Source organism: Pseudomonas sp. RC4D1, assembly GCF_018390395.1.
GTDB classification, from domain to species: Bacteria; Pseudomonadota; Gammaproteobacteria; order Pseudomonadales; family Pseudomonadaceae; genus Aquipseudomonas; species Aquipseudomonas danubii.
Map to the genome: position 1 here is coordinate 277,810 of NZ_JAHBAW010000002.1, position 16,118 is coordinate 293,927.

A 16,118-nucleotide genomic window follows, 5' to 3' on the forward strand; every position below is an offset into this window, starting at 1 on the left:
CGAGGAGAAGTAAATAAATTGAAGAAGAATGTTCTTATCATTGGTGCAGGAGGTGTCGCCAAGGTGGTGGCCCACAAGTGCGCGCAGCACAACGACGAACTCGGTCGTATTGCTATCGCGTCGCGCAACATCTCCAAATGCCAGGCCATCATCGACAGCGTCAAGGCCAAGGGCAGCCTCAAACAGCCCGCTGAAATAAAAGCCTTCGCCCTCAACGCGCTGGACATCGAAGCGACCAAGGCGCTGATCCGCGAGACTGAGTCGCAGATCGTCATCAACGTCGGCTCCGCGTTCCTCAACATGTCGGTGCTGCGTGCCTGCATCGATACCGGTGTGGCCTACCTGGACACCGCGATCCACGAAGAGCCGGGCAAGATCTGCGAGACCCCACCCTGGTACGGCAACTACGAGTGGAAGCACCTCGAGGAATGCCAGGAGAAGAAAGTCACCGCCATTCTCGGCGTGGGCTTCGATCCGGGCGTGGTCAACGCCTATGCCGCCCTGGCCAAGCAAGAACATTTCGACCGCATTGATTCCATCGACATTCTCGACGTCAATGCCGGTTCCCACGGCAAATACTTCGCCACCAATTTCGACCCGGAAATCAACTTCCGCGAATTCACCGGACAGGTGTGGAGCTGGCAGGACAGCCAGTGGACCAGCAACACCATGTTCGAAGTCAAGCGTACCGACGACCTGCCGGTGGTCGGCTCGCAGAACCTGTACCTGACCGGCCACGACGAAGTGCACTCGCTGTCGAAAAACCTCGACGTGCCCAACGTGCGCTTCTGGATGAGCTTCGGCGAGCACTACATCAACGTGTTTACCGTGCTGCGCAACCTCGGCCTGCTCTCCGAGCAACCGGTCAAGACCGCCGAAGGCCTGGAAGTGGTGCCGCTCAAAGTGGTCAAGGCCGTGCTGCCTGATCCGGCCTCCCTGGCCCCGGGCTACACCGGCAAGACCTGCATCGGTGACCTGGTCAAGGGCACCAAGGATGGCCAGCCGCGCGAAGTCTTCATCTACAACGTGGCTGACCACGAAGAAGCCTACGCCGAGACTGACAGCCAGGGCATTTCCTACACCGCCGGTGTACCGCCAGTGGCTGCCGCCCTGCTGGTCGCTCGTGGCGAGTGGGACGTGCAACGCATGGTCAACGTCGAGGAGCTGGCGGCCAAGCCGTTCCTCAAGGCGCTGGACGTGATGGGCCTGCCGACCCGTATCAAGGACGAGCATGGCGACCGTCCTTGGGACGCCGCCATCTGATCCTGCCCCACCCACAGCGGGCGCCGACCCCGGCGCCCGCTGTTCCTCGCCCTGCAACATCTTTCGTTTGTGCGCCGCTTTTGCATTTCTGTGCGACAGATCCCACATCCGGGACTCCCGTCGCCCTCCTTCGTAGTGTTAGCTTGGGAACGTTTCTGTCTGAAACATCAGACACTTCCCACTCATAACCTGCAAAGGAATGCCCTCAACAATGGATTTTTCTCTCAAGCACCTGGCCGCGGCCACCCTGATGCTCGCCAGCCTGTCCGCGTTTTCCAGCGCCGCCCAGGCCAATATCACCCCGCAACAGAGCGCGGCCATCCTCAAGTCCTTCAGTGACCACTCGGTCAGCGACTTCCGTCAGTTCCTCGGCAGCCTGGCCAAGAGCGAAGCGGGCAAGGACGCCAACCTGGGCCCGGCCATCAGCGCCTTTCTCGACAACAAGAGCCTGTCCGCCGAACAGCAGAACGAAATCCATCGCCTGCTGGGCCTCTACGCCCGGGTGAAGTACGGCAAGGCCGCCACCGAGACCCTGCGTGAACTGGTGGCCATTCCCACCTTCAACATCGACGGTGTGCCGCAGTACAAGAACCCCGAGTTTCTCAAGATCGCCGAGAAGATCCAGGGCCTGGCCAAGGCCTTCAACCTGAATTTTCGCAACATCGACAACCGGGTCTACGAGATCTCCCTGGACGGCACCGGCGACGAAGTGGTCGGCATCCACGCCCACGCCGACGTGGTGCCGGTGACCCCGGAAAACTGGGTCCTGGAAGACGGCACCCGCCTCGACCCGTTCAAGGTCACCCTGATCGGCGACCGCATGTACGGCCGCGGCACCGAGGACGACAAGAACGGCATCGTGGTCGCGCTCTACGCCATGAAGATCATCAAGGAAGAGAAGCTGCCCCTGGCGCGCAACTTCAAACTGCTGGTGGACACCACCGAGGAAACCAGCGGCGACGCCATCCCCTACTACTTCGAACGCAACCCGACGCCCAACTACAACCTGGCGCTGGATGGCGGCTACCCGGTGGTGATCGCCGAGAAAGGCTACGGCACGGTGATGGCGACCTTTGCCCGGCGTGCCGCCGAAGGCAAGGGCGCGGAAATGACCGGGCTGACCGGTGGCCTGGCCACCAACCAGATTCCTTCCACCTCGGTGGCCACCTTCAAGACCGACACACCCGCCGAACTGGTGGCCAGCCTGCAGCAAGCCGGTGCCGCCTATGCCAAGGCCAACGGCGGCAACTTCCAGGTCACCGCCAAGGTGGTGGGCAAGGAGGTGCAGTTGACCGTCACCGGCGTGTCCGCCCACTCCTCCGAACCCGAGTCCGGGGTCAACCCGGTGGCGCGGATGCTGGACTTCATCAACAGCCTCGACGGCAAGATCGCCCTCAAGCACAACGCGTTCACCGACGGTGCCCGCTACGCCGCCGACAACTGGGGCCTGGACTACCTGGGGAACAAGCTGGGCATCGGTTTCGCCGACGCCTTCATGGGCCCGCTGACCACCTCCCCGACCTTCGTCGGCGTGGATGACAAAGCCTTCAAGCTGGCGGTCAACCTGCGAGTGCCCAAGGGCAAGACCCCGGACGTGCTGAAGGCTGAAATCACCGACAAGCTGGCGGCCTGGAGCAAGAAGACCCAGGTGGCGGTGACGCTCGACACCTCCATCGCCGCACCGATGTACCGCAACCCCGAAGGCGAATGGGTCAAGGCCTTGCTGGCGGTGGCCAGCGAGAACCTGGGCATGGAACACCAGTTCGGCACCTCCGCCGGTGCCACCTCGGTGCATGAGCTGCCCAACGGCGTGCAATTCGGCCTGGCGCGGCCCGAAGTCAAGTACACCGGCCACACCGACAACGAGTTCAAGACCGTGGACCAGTTCCTCCTGGACTTGCAGATCGTCACCGAGATGGTCGGGCGTATCGGGCAACTGCCCAAGCTTTGACACACCTGTCGGACCCGCCGCAATGGCGGGTCCGATGACCTTGTTCCGATTGATTGCCCAGCGCCTTCTATACTCCCCTCCCATAAGCCATTCGGCATTTTCCTGTCCATTTTTCCGAACGTCATCAAGGCCCAGCCAAGCGTTTGCGAGGCCGTCAGTGGGTCACGGAGAGTTCAATGAACAAGCTGGGTGTCCTCCTGCTGGCCTGCACCGTCGGCCTACTGGCGCTGCTTGCGCCCCTGTCGCTGTCCCTCTACCTGGCCCAAAAACAGGGCCGTGAAGCGGTCATGTCCTCGTTGCACGAGGTGGCCAACGACGTTCTGGAGCGTGCCCGCCTGCAGCGCGCGCAGATCAATGCCGCCATCAGCCAGCTCAACCAGCAACCTCCTCAAGCCTTCTGTTCCAGCCAACAGCTCCAAGACATGCACAGACTGGTACTGGGCTATCGCTACATCGTGGGCATGGCCGGCATGGCCGGCTCGACGCTGCTGTGCAACACCCTGCAAGCCCAAACCGAACCCCTGGCGTTGGGCGCTTTTTCGGGCCCGGACCCCAGCGGCCTGCGCTTCTGGAACAAAGTACAACTGCCCGGTCTGCCGGATCAGGTGTTTGCCGTGGTGGCCCGGGACAACTACGCCGCCATCATTCACCCCGACTTTGCCCTGGACCTGCTGAATCAGCAGTCATCGGTGTCCAGCGCCTTCCTGCAAACCCGGCTGCGCAGCATCATCGGCCAGCGCGGCGTGGTGAAGGAGCAATGGGTACAGCGCTACAGCGGCGATGGCAAAGCGCTGGAATTCGAAGATGACGGCTACTTCGTCGTCATTGTGCCGGCGTCCAACAGCGAAACCGCGGCATTGGCCGCCCAATCCTCATCGGTGGTGGCCGAGCGGGTACGGCGCCTCGCGCTGATCATCGCGCCTTTGGGGCTGGTGCTGGGCCTGCTGTTGGCCGCTCTGGTCGCCTATCTGGCCCGGCGCCGCCTGTCCCTGAAGGGGGAGTTGCAAGCGGCCTTGGAACGCGACGAGTTTTTCATCGAGTACCAGCCCATCATCGACTTGCACAATGGCCGCTGCGTCGGTGCCGAGGCCCTGGCGCGCTGGCGCACCCAGGGCGGCAAGCTGATCAGCCCCAGTGTCTTCATTCCCATGGCCGAAGCCAACGGACTGATCCAGCGCATCACCGCCCGGGTCATGGAAATCGTGGTGCGCGATGCCGCGGAACTGCTGCGCGCCGATGAACGCCTGCACATCGCCATCAACCTTTCCAGCGAGGATCTGAAGACTCAGGACGCCGAACAGCGCTTGAAGAAACTCTCCGAAGAAGCCGGCATGGGACCGCGCAGCCTGATGGTGGAAATCACCGAGCGCGGCCTGATGGACCCCGACAAGTCCCGCGCCGTACTACTGGCAGTCAGGGCCAACGGTTTCCAGGTGGCCATCGACGACTTCGGCACCGGTCATTCCAGCCTGTCGTACCTGGCCACCTATGAGTTGGACTACCTGAAGATCGACAAGATGTTTGTCGACACCCTGGGCACCGACGCCCCCACCAGCCTGGTGACGATGCACATCATCGAACTGGCCCGCTCCCTGGGCCTGCAGATGATTGCCGAAGGCGTCGAAAATCCGCTCCAGCGCGACATTTTGCGCAAGCATGGCGTGCAGTATGCCCAAGGCTGGCTGTTCGGCCGCCCGATGAGCATTCAGCAACTGCGGGAGTTCATCGATCAGCATCCGGGGGATGGGACCGGGGACGTCGCAGAGAGTCAGGCCGCCGGCGGCTTCAACGCCGGGTAGCTGACATCCCGCAGTACCCCGATGTAGCCGCCATAGAGATTCGCCGCAGGCAGCAACTGCCGCGCTGCCAGTTGTTCATGCAGGCGGCGCAAATGGTAGAACGGCACGCGCACATAGAGGTGATGCTCGATGTGGTAGTGAATCCCATGGGGGCCGAAGAAGAAGGTCTGCCCGTTCGGACGCACGATGCTGCGGGCGTTCTGGCTCTGGTCAGCATGAGCGGGCAAGCCGGCGTGCTCCATCAGCGCCCGGACCCGGCCCATCAACGGCAGCAAAGTGATGGCCGGCAACAACCACAAACCCAGGTAGAGCCAGGGGTGCCCGAACGCACTCAGCAAGCCGAACAGCACGCCGTTGACCAGCAGCATTGAACAGATCTCCCAGGACACCTGCCCCGCAGACTTGTCGACCTTGGGCATGATGGCGCGGTAATCACCCCGGGCAAATTTGCAGGCACTGATGAAGTAGCCCACCCCGAACAGATCCGCCAGCAAGCGCCTGGCCAGCTTGCCCCTAGGCAGCGGGTAGTCCCCCATGCCAAACACCGCCATCACCGGGTCGTCATGCAGCATCGGCTGCCGGTGGTGCTTCAGATGGCCGGCGCGGTAGGTGGCCATGGAAAGAAACAGCGGGCCAGCCGCCAACAGCTGCCCCACGCCATCATTGAGTGCCTGCCGGCGCAGGAGCAGGCCGTGGGCACTCTCATGCATGATCACCGCCAGGGCCAACTGGCTGCGGGCAATGATCAGCGCCGCCAACAGGTAGGTGACCGGGTGCGGCCAGCGTGCGGCACAGACGAACGCGGCAGCGATCAGCAGCCAGTCGGCCAGCAGCGCCAGCATCCCGATCCAGGGCTTGAGGACAAACAGCTCGGCGGCCGGGACAAAGGCCTTGAGCGCCTGATTGTCGCCGGCGCGGGCATTAGGCTGGGACACGGGCATGGGTTCCTTGTCGTTGGGTGGCCAGGGCGCAGGCCAGGGCCAGCAGGAGGCCGCCTGCGACATCCAGCAACGTGTGTTGCTTGAGGGTCAGGGTCGACAGGCAGATCAACAGGCCGGTGATGCCGATCAGCCATTTGCCGGGGTGGGACCAGAGCGCACGGCAGGCCAGGCACGTTACCGCCACATGCAGGCTGGGACAGCCGTTGGACGCCAGGTCCAGTTGCCACATGCGGCTCAGGCGCTGATGCAAAAAGGCATTGTCGAGGTTGCCAAGATCGGGCCTGGGCAGGTGCTCGGGGAACAGCCAGAAACACAGGAGGGCAATGGCGAAAGCCATCCCCGTGGCGTTCTTGAACATCCTGAACGCTTCGGCACTGGCGTAGGTCGCCGCCAGCAGCACGAAGGGAAAGAACAGCACGTACAGCCACCAGGACTGGGCAATGAAAGGAATCCATTCATCCAGCGGCGTGACCCAGGTGTAGCGCGGCGTGATCAGTCGCTGCACGCCGATGAAAATGCTCAGGCCCAGCAACAGTCCCAGCAGCGCAACCAGCGTCTGTCGATAGCTGGCTCTCGGGGTCGGGCTGGGCAAGGGATTGCTCATGGCTGCTCGCTTAGTGGATGCAAGAGTGGATCACGGCCCACAGCGGCGTGTTCACAGGCTGAGCAGGCGGCTGACCCAGGCGTCGATCCGCCCCTGGGCCCGCGCCCGACCGGCAGCCGCTGTCGACTCGGCCCCCGCCGCTGCGGTCAATTGCTGCGCCGCTGCAGCCACCTGGCGGCGAAAATCCGCGGCATCGCCGCGCCAGGTCACCACCCGATGCAGCAGCTGTAGCTGGGCGGCACGCGCCGCATTGCTGGTCTGCTCGGGCTGATCGCTGAGCACCAGGATGATCGGCCGCTGATAGACCCGAGCGATGGACAGTGCCGCCATGCCCGGCGCTGACACTATCAGCCGGGCCTGGGCGGCGCGGCTGGCCCAGTGCGGGTCGACCCCGAGCCAGCCATGGCGTCCGGCATAGCCCTCGCCCACCCGATGCGTGTCCAGGCCGGCGTCCTCCAGGCCCGCACCCAAGGCATCGGCCAGGCTGGGCTCGCTGAAATGCGGATTGAGGTACACCGCAGCCCCGGGGGCCGCAGGTTCCGGCATCACCGCCGCCAGGGCCACCGGAGTCGGCAGGCGATACAGCAACGGCGCCTGGGCGTCGTCCACTTCATAGGCGAAATCATGCTCGATGCGGGCTCGCGCCGCGTTGATCTGGCGGTCGACAATCCAGCCGAACAACCGCCCGAACTGCCGCGGCCACATGCCCGCGAAATTGTTCAGCAGTGCCACCTTGAGGCTCGCGCCGTACACGTGCACGACCTTGCGTCGCCATCCCGGCAGCATGCCCATGTACAGCAGCGCCGGATGGAAGGAGTCGTTGATCACCAGATCCACACTGCGCAGCCTGCGCCCCAGACGCAGAATGTCCCGCAGCATCCGCCCGGGACGAAACAGGTAATGGGCGACATTGCGATTGGTGGCTTGGCGCAGCATGTTCTGCTCACTGTCGAACTGCACCGCATAGTGCCTGGACAGCAGCTCGGCCTCGATGCCGAAGCGTTGCAGAAAGTGCTGCCCCTGCTCCGAGGTCGTCAGCACCTCGACCTGGGCCCCCGCCTCACGCAGGGCATGCACCAGCAACTGCGCGCGCATCAGGTGGCCACGGGCATCGGCGGTCGCCAGATAAAGAATCCGTTTACTCATCGGGCCGCGCTGCCCACACCGCCCAGGACCCAACCGGCGATGTACATGGCCAGGGCACCGGTCACGCCGAAACTGGCATCCACTGCGCGAATGTCCTTGAGCAATAGGTCCAGGTGTACAGACTCATGGGGCGCGACGATGCGGCGCAAGGTGTTCTCGCACAAGCGCACGTGGGCCTTCTCGTCGGCCAGGACCCGCGACAGCAGCGGATACAGCTCATGCCCGGTGCCGATCACCGCACAGTGGCGGCTCAATACCCGCTGGGCCATCTGCTCGGCACAGAGCCCGGTGGCGTAGGCCGGCACCAGCAGGCCATGCTCGAAATGTGCCGCATAGCGATGGGCCAGGCGCTGCCAGCGGCGGATCTTGCGCCGGCTGAGCCAGTCCGGTTCCAGGCGCACCGAGCCGTCGTCGCCCAGGCCGCGCAAAGCGTCGGCAAACAGCGTCACATGGCGACGCTCATCGGCCAGGTGCTGTTGCACCTGGCGCTCGAGCCAGGGCGGCGACTGGGGGAGCAAGTCTTCCAGCAGCGTGCGCTCGGTGGCGTCTTCGCCGGCCAGGTACATGCGCAACAACAAGCGCTCCCCGCGGGGGCTACGGTGCAGACGCCGCAGCGCAGCGCGCTTGATGCGATCCACCAGGCCCGCCTGCACCGCCCCCAGGCCCTGGGCCTGAGGCATGCTCAGGCAGCTGAAGTCCGCCTCGGTGGCGACTGCTTCACCCCCACTCATTGCGCAGGCTGCGGGGCAGTGGCGGATACCGTGGCTACCTGCTGGCTGCGATGCCAGGCCAGGATCAGGCCGATAAAGCTGTCACGCATAAAGGCCGTTCCAGACGCCCCGGCATTGGCAAAGGGTTGTTCATGGCCGTTGTAACGCAGGTAGCCCTTGCCGTTGACCGCGCCCAATTCCAGAGTGTCGCGCTTGTTCAGGCCGCGTTGGCGCACCTCCTTGAGCAGAGGACTGTCCTCAAGGCCGAACACGAACAGTTGGCGCTGAACCACCCACAACGGAATCTGGCCGCTCAGGGCCTGCAGGTTAAGGTTCCAGGTGCCCGTTGCCAGCAACGCATCCAGTTCGCCAGTGCCCGATTGCGCCGCGGTGAAACTGGCACGCATCACTGACTTGGACAGCCGCCCGACACCCAGGCCGATGGTGATGTCGTTGGCCGCCGGGTTCTGGGCATCGCTGGGACGCACGACCACGAAGTAACTGGCCACTCGCGCGGCGATTGACGGCTGCGCCAGGACCTTGCGCGCCTGCTCGGCGGTGAACAGCACACGCTCGCCGGCGCCTTCGCGGACGCTGATCTGATAGGGGTCGAGGACGATGTCGCTGAACTTGCCGCGCACGGGCGAGTGCACATAGGTGTCGGACTTCCACTTCGTGCCCGAGCGCCGCAACAGCACCTGCAGGCTCAGCGGCACGCGCTGGCCATCGGCGGCGATGCCACTGCCGTGCAGCAGCACGTCGCCGATCACCGTCTTGCTGTCATGGTGGTCGTCAGCGCCAATCACGATGGCGTGGGTTTGCGGGTCGACGCTGGCCCGGGCATCTGCCACATCCAGGGCAATCCGGTTGCAGTCGCGGTCGGTGCTGCGGGTGACGGTCGCGCAGCCACTGTCCGAGGCGAAGTGAAACACCCCGCGACCACTGAACTCGGAAGGCGCGGCATTGGCCTGGCCGCTCAAAGCCAGCAATGCCAGGCAGGCCAGGGAGTAGCCGAATGAAGCGAGCGAAGGTGTTTTCATGGGGGAGTCCTGTGGGCACGCAGGCGGCGTGCGACGATACGGCGCGACGGGGATCAATCCAGGTTGCGGTGATACGACAAGGCTTCACTGTGAGCGGCGCTGCGGCGCCCGACACTGATGCCCATGCCACGCACCACAGCGCCGGCGGTGTCGAGCAACGACATGCCGATGACCACCAGCGTCGCCCCAAGACGTCGGAGCCCGCGCAAGGGCGGCAAGTCCTGATGGTTAAGGGCCCGCAGGCTGTAGCCGAGGCGCCCGAGCATCACGCACAGAGGGCCGATCGGACCACTGCGCCCAAGCCATTGCAGCCAGCCCGGCATATAGGCACGGACCAGATAGGGTGTCAGGCCGACGCTGTCACCGCCCCTGAGCCAGCGCAGCTTGAGCACTTCGCCCTGGCTGTCGGGCAGTCGATGCTCGGTATGGGCGCCTGGCGCATAGACCACCGCCACGCCCGCCGCTTGCAAGCGCAGGCCCATGACCTGGCAATGGGCGCGATAGATGCCATCGAGCGGCTCATAGCGATATTGCTCGAAGGTGTCACAGCGAAAGGCCACGTTGTTGGCGTAGAAATTACGCGTGGCGCCGCGGCGCAAGGGGCTGGGGAAGTACATGAAGTCGATGGCGGTCAGGGCACTGCCGGCGACGCTGGGCGCATAACTGGTACGCCCGGCAACCGCCAACGGCGCATCGTCCTCGGCGAAAGGCACGAGCAACTGCTCCAGCCAATGGCTACAGGGAATGCAATCGGCATCGGCAAAGACCACGTACTGGCAGCGCCCCTGGTCGACCGCGTCGAAACCGACATTCTTGGCATCGTAGTAACCGGTGAGGGTATCGATCTCGACAAAGTCCAGTTCCCGTCCGGCCAGTGCACACAGGGCCTGGCGCGCCACAGGATCAAGGCCATCGTGGGTGATGACCCACTGGGCAAAATTCTGGGGTGGCAGACTCTGCAGGGCAAGGCGTGCGATCAGCCGCTTGAGGCTGTTCAAGGCCTCCTGTGCATCCTTGCCGCCACGCAGGTTGTTGGTCTCCAACACCAGCGCGGTATGGGCTGCGATACCCACCAGGCGCTCGCGCCTATCGCTGCCGGGAGGCAGCTGCGACGTCCTGGTTGTCATTGCTTGGCTATCCATTTCACTGAATCTCTGAAAAAAGCGCGGCCACCCGGGGGCGCGACGGGCGCAATCACAGCATTATTCCCGAGATTATTCAAACGCCAAGTGCGCCCCGTGTGATGGCCAACGCAGTCGCTGGACCCCGCTGCGATTCGAGACCCCGGATTCTTCAGGAGCACCATTGAAGTGCCCCCACATAGCCGCTGGAATCTGTCCTGAGGGAGCGATTGGATAAGGTATTCTTCGGCACGAATCAGCTATCACTACTCTCGGACACGTTCGAGCGGGCGGAGCCCATGGGCATGAAACAGCATCACCCCGAAGTTTTTCACAAGATCACCATCCTCCTGAAACAGGACGATGACGGTTACCCACCCGTCGCTGCCGAATCCCTTTGGGGCATCAAACAAGGCGAAACGACCTACATCGTCGACAACACGCCCTATTACATTTATGGACTCAGCAAAGGCGACCTGATTGATACGCGGCAGGAAAACAACGAGCTGATCGCTACCGTCGTTATTCAACAAGGAGGCCACTCCACCCTCAGAGTCTTCGCTGAAAATGCACAGGACAAAGCCAACATCATCAAGACACTGCAACAGTTGGGTGCCCACTGTTCAGTGACTCATAGCCTGTCGCTCTTCTCGGTTGATATAGCGCCAGAGTGCCGCTTCGAACCTATAGACGCCTACCTTTGCTCGATCGCTGACGATGACCAGATTGCCTATGAAGACGCCTGCCTGCAGCATCACGGGATCGACTTCGCACGACAATCGCAATGCTCATCCCTGGCATCGTTACCACGCATGACCCATTGAGCGGTCAGCTCAGCAGAAGGCAAGCGCCACAGCACTCTATGGCCCGGCCTGAGAAGCCGTGACCGTGGCTCATCGATCAGCGCCAGCCCCCCTGCGCTCTTGAACACTTCGACGCCGTTACCCGGCTAACACGCAGCCCTTGCTTTGGGACCGCTCGCGATCAGGCTGGCGCCACACGCGGTCTTCATACCGTCAAGGGCCACTGCAATACCACCGACATCCAACAGGGCACTGCCTTCTGCAATAGGAAACACCCCTTTGCACAACGGGCACACAACCTTGTGCCCGACACCCGCCATGGGTTTACCGTTCAAGTCGGTCTGGCTGAATGCCTCAATGACAGAACCGCCATGACTGGTACTGTCCCCTAGTCGAATAATGTCCATGCCCACTCCTAAGCGACCTTAAAGGTCATCCATCCAATTGTCCTTGGGCCTCAGCTCGGCCAGAAACTCTTCCAGCGTGTAATCCTCTTCCACAACCGGCATCCGCGATGCGCCAGGAGCAGCCGGCGCAGGTTTTACCGAGGCGCCGTCATCACTGCTGGCGGTCTGCGGCATCAGGTTGATGCCAAATTTGTTGCCAACGGGCTTTTGTCCGGGTGTCGGCGAGGTGATGGTGATAAGGGTCGCTTGATCCTTGCGGCGCAGAGGCATGACCACGCTGGTGTCGGCATTCAGGTAACTGGCCATGGTCGCCAGCGCGATACCCACGAACGGCGAGGCGGCGCCGGTATCGCCCAAACGCTGGGTCAGGTCGTAGCCTTCGCGGGAATCGAGCAGGTCCAGGGAGCTGCGGGCAGCCGTCAACGCGGGCAGCAACTCGGCCAGTGGCGTGCTGTTCAGACCGCCGTCGTAGAATACCCGGGCCGGTGCTGGTGTAACGGCATCAGTGGCTTTGCTCCAGCCAGCGGCCAGTTGAGTGGTCAAGGCTTCGCGTTTGAGGCGCTCGCCGTTGTCCGGGCGCTGCAGGGAAACCGTGACCGGGCGATGAATCCGGGCCAGTACTGGCAAGGCGTCCCACTGTTCAAAAGCACGCTCGGTCCAAGGTTGCGGGATGAATTCCGAAGGTTGGAATTCGAAAGCAGGTTTACGCCAGCCCCAACCGGTGAATTCGGGGTCGATCTTGTTCTTGTTGACCTTGGTGAAGGGAGCGTAATAGCGCAGCCACTCGACACGTTCGGGGCGGCCGACGACTAGGGCGACCATGGCGTCGGTGAGTTTGTCAGGTTGGCGTGGGCCCGCGACAGCCCCGAGCGACTTTAAAGAAGTGTCCTTGCTTGATAGAGCACCAGCCATATTGATGCCTTCAACGCTATAAACCAGAACAGCAGGAAGATCAGGGTTGTGCTCGAAAAGTCGGAACAGGTTTTCTACCAATGCTTCAGGAGTGTCGTTGCAGACAATTCCATCCTGAACATTCCGGATGCGATGCCAATGTAAGCCCGAGTCTGTCCGGTAACTATTCACCATACTGGTGAGCATTACTTGGGTTCTTTCAGGCCTGAACCGCAGGTTCGGTGTTTGAGGACTCCAACCACGGACAACCGTAATGGTGGGAATTGGCCACTTTTCTAAAAAATTGCGTAATCCCAGTTCCAATGCATCGGCTTTGCGTTTTGTATAAGCCATATTTTTATCATCGGCAGTGACCGGGTATTTCTTCGGGTCCATGGGCAGGATACTGCCGACATGCAGAGCCTCCGGCTCTCTCGCATTCTGCTCTTGCAAAGTTCTCCAGATATCTCCCTGGCGAAAAACATCCAGACTCACGCCAATGCTGAGCACATCCAGGGTTTCAAGGCGAGGCGACATGGTTGGGGCGCGGTAACGAGTATTGGTGGGCATTGAAGCCGCCTCCTTAACAGGGATATTGGCAGTAACGGCCGTAGAAGGGCTGGCAAAACAGCGAACTGTTATCAATGAGATTTCGTCCGCTTCAGACTGATGACTGACCACCAGCACGCCGGCAATCAATAAACACTGGAATAGGCTGCGCATCAGGCTTTACCCCCAAAGCAGATGGGTTTGCCAAGTTTTTCTTCGCCCCATGTCTGGGCCCCTACTAAAGAGGGCATAGTGTCCCCGACCAAACCAGGTAGCGTCCCTGTAGTTCGATATTCAATCGTGGCATCGATTAATTTTCGGTTAGTGGCTTGCTCTTGTAGATAAAACGTTTCAACCGCTTCATCTGGTTGATCAGGAGCCTGATCATCTTGACCGGTTATGACCTCATCAGTCCTCTTCCAATCCAACCGCCAATCCGCCACCCGACACAAATACGCATAGAACGTCACATCATCCACGCTCTCCCCTGCTCCAATCGCCACGTCATAGGCCAGGACTCGTCGACTGTGCTCCGGGTTATTAGGAATCCCCGAATGAAACGACTGCGGCTCTTGATACGCCTCCCTTTGCAGGCGCAACCGAGCCTCGTAGGGAGTCTCTCCACGCGTCACCAGGACCTGCCCATCACCCATGGCCCGTACCGCAAACACGTGAGCGTGCTGGGACACCTCGTAGATCTCGTCGCGGGCCTTTTTAACGCTCGCGACATCACGGCCATGCTTGAAGGCAATGGCCTCCTCCATGGTCTCCTGACGGGCGTATTGCGTGTCCTTCGGGCGCCAGGCCGACTTGATACGCAGCGACTTGTCATTGCTCAGGCCAATAGCAGCATCGATGGGGTCCAGTGTGTCCATTATCTGGTACACGCCACTGTCCGAATCCTCACCAGGCGCAGTCATGACGCCATCAGTGGCGAAATCGGTTTCTGCCGGTATGGGCAATTGTGGAGCCGTCAACATCACCCGTGCCCCCGGTTTGAGATTGGCCCTTGCACTGCGGTCCAGCAGCCCTAAACCGGTGTCCTCCCAGGTCGCCTCCCCCTCAAGCAGCAGTGGGTAGATGTAGGGGGGAACCTGTTTGCCGACGGCTTCCTTTTCGTTGTTGCGCTTGCGCAAGGTAAAGATCCGCTGATGGAAACTCAGCGGCAGTTGCGTTCGCGCCGGCAGGCCATCCACGGTGTCGCCGACGCCCTGCCAACCGATACCCTGGACGTTGCCCAGGCCCACGGTCTGGTCCTGAGGAGTGAAGTAAAGGTAGCTGCAGCCACGGTTGTCACGTTCATTGAATGAGACGCGCTGACCATCGATTGTGGTGTGCGACGCAGTACCGCCGCTCCAGCCCGGCCCGCCAATGGCGCCATACCCCTGGCAGTTTCTCAGCGCGACGCTGGACAGCGCAGGAACCGGGTTCGGTCTCTGGGCAATGAACTGGAGAATGCCCTTGAGGGTGGCAATACGCGCCGGTGTGGTTTGTTGTTCGAGCCACTTCTGGGTCTTTTCAGTATTGGGCTGGAACAGGCTGTAAGGCGAGTTGAGCATGATGAAGCCATCAGCCGGTCGCTCGTCCTGATCCTTGAGAAAGGCATGGGCCAACAACCCGAGCAAGGTGCCCTGACTGTGGCCCACCACATTCACGGTGTCGTTCGGGTAGCGCTTGCGGATGATCCTGATCAGCATTGCCAGACGCATCGCCGCCAGCACCATGTAACGACGCCCCGCGGCGGCAAACAGCGGGTGAGTTCGCGTACCGCCGATCAAGTTGAGCGGTACGATGCCGAATGGATAACCGTTGAAGCCCTCGCCCCACATGTCCGGAAGGTTGGTGGTGGCATTGGCGAATTGTCCGCCTTCCTTGGTGCCCGCCTTGTCCAGGCGGTTTCTGTTGCGATCCATCCACTCGCCGTGGGGCGCATCCTTGATGATGTGCTTCTCTTCCTCGCGAAAGCCCCAGTAGAACGGAATGACCACGCTGCGGGCGTCGGTGCCATTGGCCGCGGCGGCGAATTTGCGCCGGTAGTACACCGCGTCGGGGTTGCGGGCCTTGCCCTCATCGTCCTCGGGCAGGCTGTAGCTGGCCGGACGCAGAAAGCCCGGATTGCTCACGCCATTGGGCAGGGTCGGCGCCATGTCCAGGCGCTCGTTGAGCCCCTCGCACAGGCCGCGCTCGATGCGCTCGTAGCAACCGGCCAGATCGTTGACGCCATGCACCACGATGGTCACGCAGGGCTTGGGGGGAGGCGCGATCAGGTGCACATCGCCACCGCCTGGCAGGGTGATCGCTTCAGCGGTGCAAATGGTCCTCATCCGTACGGCGTCATTCATCGTGCAGGTCCTCCTTGATGTTGCGCTGCGATCCTTCGAGCCCGACAGTCTGCGCGGGGCAGGACGCGCAAGGCGTCAGATTTTTCTTCCAGGCAAAACTCGGTAACGGTGTTGTCAACCGTCTGCTGGTGCAGTCGGCTCCGCTCGTTGAAATGAATGAACAGGTTGTAACTGCCTCCTGGTTGTAAAGCCTCATGTCTGAGAACCCTTACGGTTGCTCCCGGGTAGTTGCCAAACAAGGTGAGATCCGGCTGCTGCCAACCAGCGGGGAGCGCAATGTCCCATATCGTTTCATCGCAACGCTGAGCACCAAGGCGGCAGAGAAGCACATGCGTAATTTCTAGATTGTTGGTTTCAGCCAACAGGGGACGCAGATCAACGACAGGCTGGTTATCCCTGATCAAGACTGGGGTCGCTGACGGCATTCTGGAAACGGCCTGGACAGAGGTTGCGATCAGGGCGATCAACAAGAATAAAGGCGATATATCAGACTTCATGACTTGGTACCCTGACGCAGTTTTTTCAATGTGAATTCGATTTTTGCCAAGGAC

General features: G+C 61.8%; 14 protein-coding genes. 4 read left to right on the forward strand and 10 right to left on the reverse strand.

Annotated elements, in window-relative coordinates; translation table 11 throughout:
- Positions 1-18 precede the first annotated feature (18 nt).
- The 3 genes from KHO49_RS17120 (at position 19) to KHO49_RS17130 (ending at position 5,013) form a co-directional block, all read left to right on the forward strand.
- The gene (locus KHO49_RS17120) at positions 19-1,263 is read left to right on the forward strand and encodes a saccharopine dehydrogenase family protein (RefSeq protein ID WP_102863073.1); all 1,245 of its coding nucleotides are present in this window, start codon (positions 19-21) and stop codon (positions 1,261-1,263) included.
- A 211-nt stretch (positions 1,264-1,474) separates the two neighbouring features.
- The gene (locus tag KHO49_RS17125; protein ID WP_213665425.1) at positions 1,475-3,214 is read left to right on the forward strand and encodes a dipeptidase; all 1,740 of its coding nucleotides are present in this window, start codon (positions 1,475-1,477) and stop codon (positions 3,212-3,214) included.
- Positions 3,215-3,390: 176 nt separating this feature from the next.
- A complete protein-coding gene (locus KHO49_RS17130) occupies positions 3,391-5,013 on the forward strand; it encodes an EAL domain-containing protein (RefSeq protein ID WP_110653758.1) in 1,623 nt (540 codons plus the stop codon).
- On the opposite strand, the gene KHO49_RS17135 is transcribed toward KHO49_RS17130, so the two are convergent.
- The 6 genes from KHO49_RS17135 to KHO49_RS17160 are packed head-to-tail and all read right to left on the reverse strand — an operon-like array spanning position 4,983 to position 10,581.
- On the reverse strand, positions 4,983-5,948 hold the full coding sequence (locus tag KHO49_RS17135; protein ID WP_213665426.1) for a fatty acid desaturase family protein: 966 nt from the start codon (positions 5,946-5,948) through the stop codon (positions 4,983-4,985). The two genes, KHO49_RS17130 and KHO49_RS17135, sit on opposite strands and share 31 nt — an antisense overlap.
- Positions 5,935-6,558 (reverse strand): phosphatase PAP2 family protein, encoded by a 624-nt coding sequence (locus KHO49_RS17140; protein WP_213665427.1) that lies wholly within the window; start codon positions 6,556-6,558, stop codon positions 5,935-5,937. Before KHO49_RS17140 ends, KHO49_RS17135 begins: the two co-directional genes overlap by 14 nt.
- Positions 6,559-6,609: 51 nt before the next feature.
- Positions 6,610-7,704 carry a glycosyltransferase family protein gene (locus KHO49_RS17145; protein WP_213665428.1) on the reverse strand — a complete coding sequence of 365 codons (1,095 nt, stop codon included), beginning with the start codon at positions 7,702-7,704 and terminating at the stop codon, positions 6,610-6,612.
- The gene (locus KHO49_RS17150) at positions 7,701-8,435 is read right to left on the reverse strand and encodes a hypothetical protein (RefSeq protein ID WP_213665429.1); all 735 of its coding nucleotides are present in this window, start codon (positions 8,433-8,435) and stop codon (positions 7,701-7,703) included. Before KHO49_RS17150 ends, KHO49_RS17145 begins: the two co-directional genes overlap by 4 nt.
- Positions 8,432-9,454, reverse strand: coding sequence for a hypothetical protein (locus tag KHO49_RS17155; protein ID WP_213665430.1), 1,023 nt, complete (start codon positions 9,452-9,454; stop codon positions 8,432-8,434). The genes KHO49_RS17150 and KHO49_RS17155 overlap by 4 nt, the downstream gene beginning before the upstream one ends.
- Positions 9,455-9,507: 53 nt before the next feature.
- On the reverse strand, positions 9,508-10,581 hold the full coding sequence (locus tag KHO49_RS17160) for a glycosyltransferase family 2 protein (protein WP_249735669.1): 1,074 nt from the start codon (positions 10,579-10,581) through the stop codon (positions 9,508-9,510).
- Between the two features lie 299 nt (positions 10,582-10,880).
- Here KHO49_RS17160 and KHO49_RS17165 point away from each other — a divergent pair, with 299 nt between their 5' ends.
- A complete protein-coding gene (locus KHO49_RS17165) occupies positions 10,881-11,399 on the forward strand; it encodes a DUF4265 domain-containing protein (protein WP_170004652.1) in 519 nt (172 codons plus the stop codon).
- Between the two features lie 125 nt (positions 11,400-11,524).
- Here the strand turns inward: KHO49_RS17165 and KHO49_RS17170 are convergent, their stop codons facing one another.
- Genes KHO49_RS17170 through KHO49_RS17185 form a run of 4 tightly spaced genes read right to left on the reverse strand, consistent with a single transcriptional unit; the run spans position 11,525 to position 16,064 of the window.
- A complete protein-coding gene (locus KHO49_RS17170) occupies positions 11,525-11,785 on the reverse strand; it encodes a PAAR domain-containing protein (protein WP_102880175.1) in 261 nt (86 codons plus the stop codon).
- Between the two features lie 18 nt (positions 11,786-11,803).
- Positions 11,804-13,399 carry a type VI lipase adapter Tla3 domain-containing protein gene (locus tag KHO49_RS17175; RefSeq protein WP_213665431.1) on the reverse strand — a complete coding sequence of 532 codons (1,596 nt, stop codon included), beginning with the start codon at positions 13,397-13,399 and terminating at the stop codon, positions 11,804-11,806.
- Positions 13,399-15,567, reverse strand: a complete 2,169-nt coding sequence (locus KHO49_RS17180; RefSeq protein WP_102880172.1) for a T6SS effector phospholipase Tle3 domain-containing protein — start codon at positions 15,565-15,567, stop codon at positions 13,399-13,401. Before KHO49_RS17180 ends, KHO49_RS17175 begins: the two co-directional genes overlap by 1 nt.
- The gene (locus tag KHO49_RS17185) at positions 15,564-16,064 is read right to left on the reverse strand and encodes a hypothetical protein (protein WP_213665432.1); all 501 of its coding nucleotides are present in this window, start codon (positions 16,062-16,064) and stop codon (positions 15,564-15,566) included. Before KHO49_RS17185 ends, KHO49_RS17180 begins: the two co-directional genes overlap by 4 nt.
- Positions 16,065-16,118 lie beyond the last annotated feature (54 nt).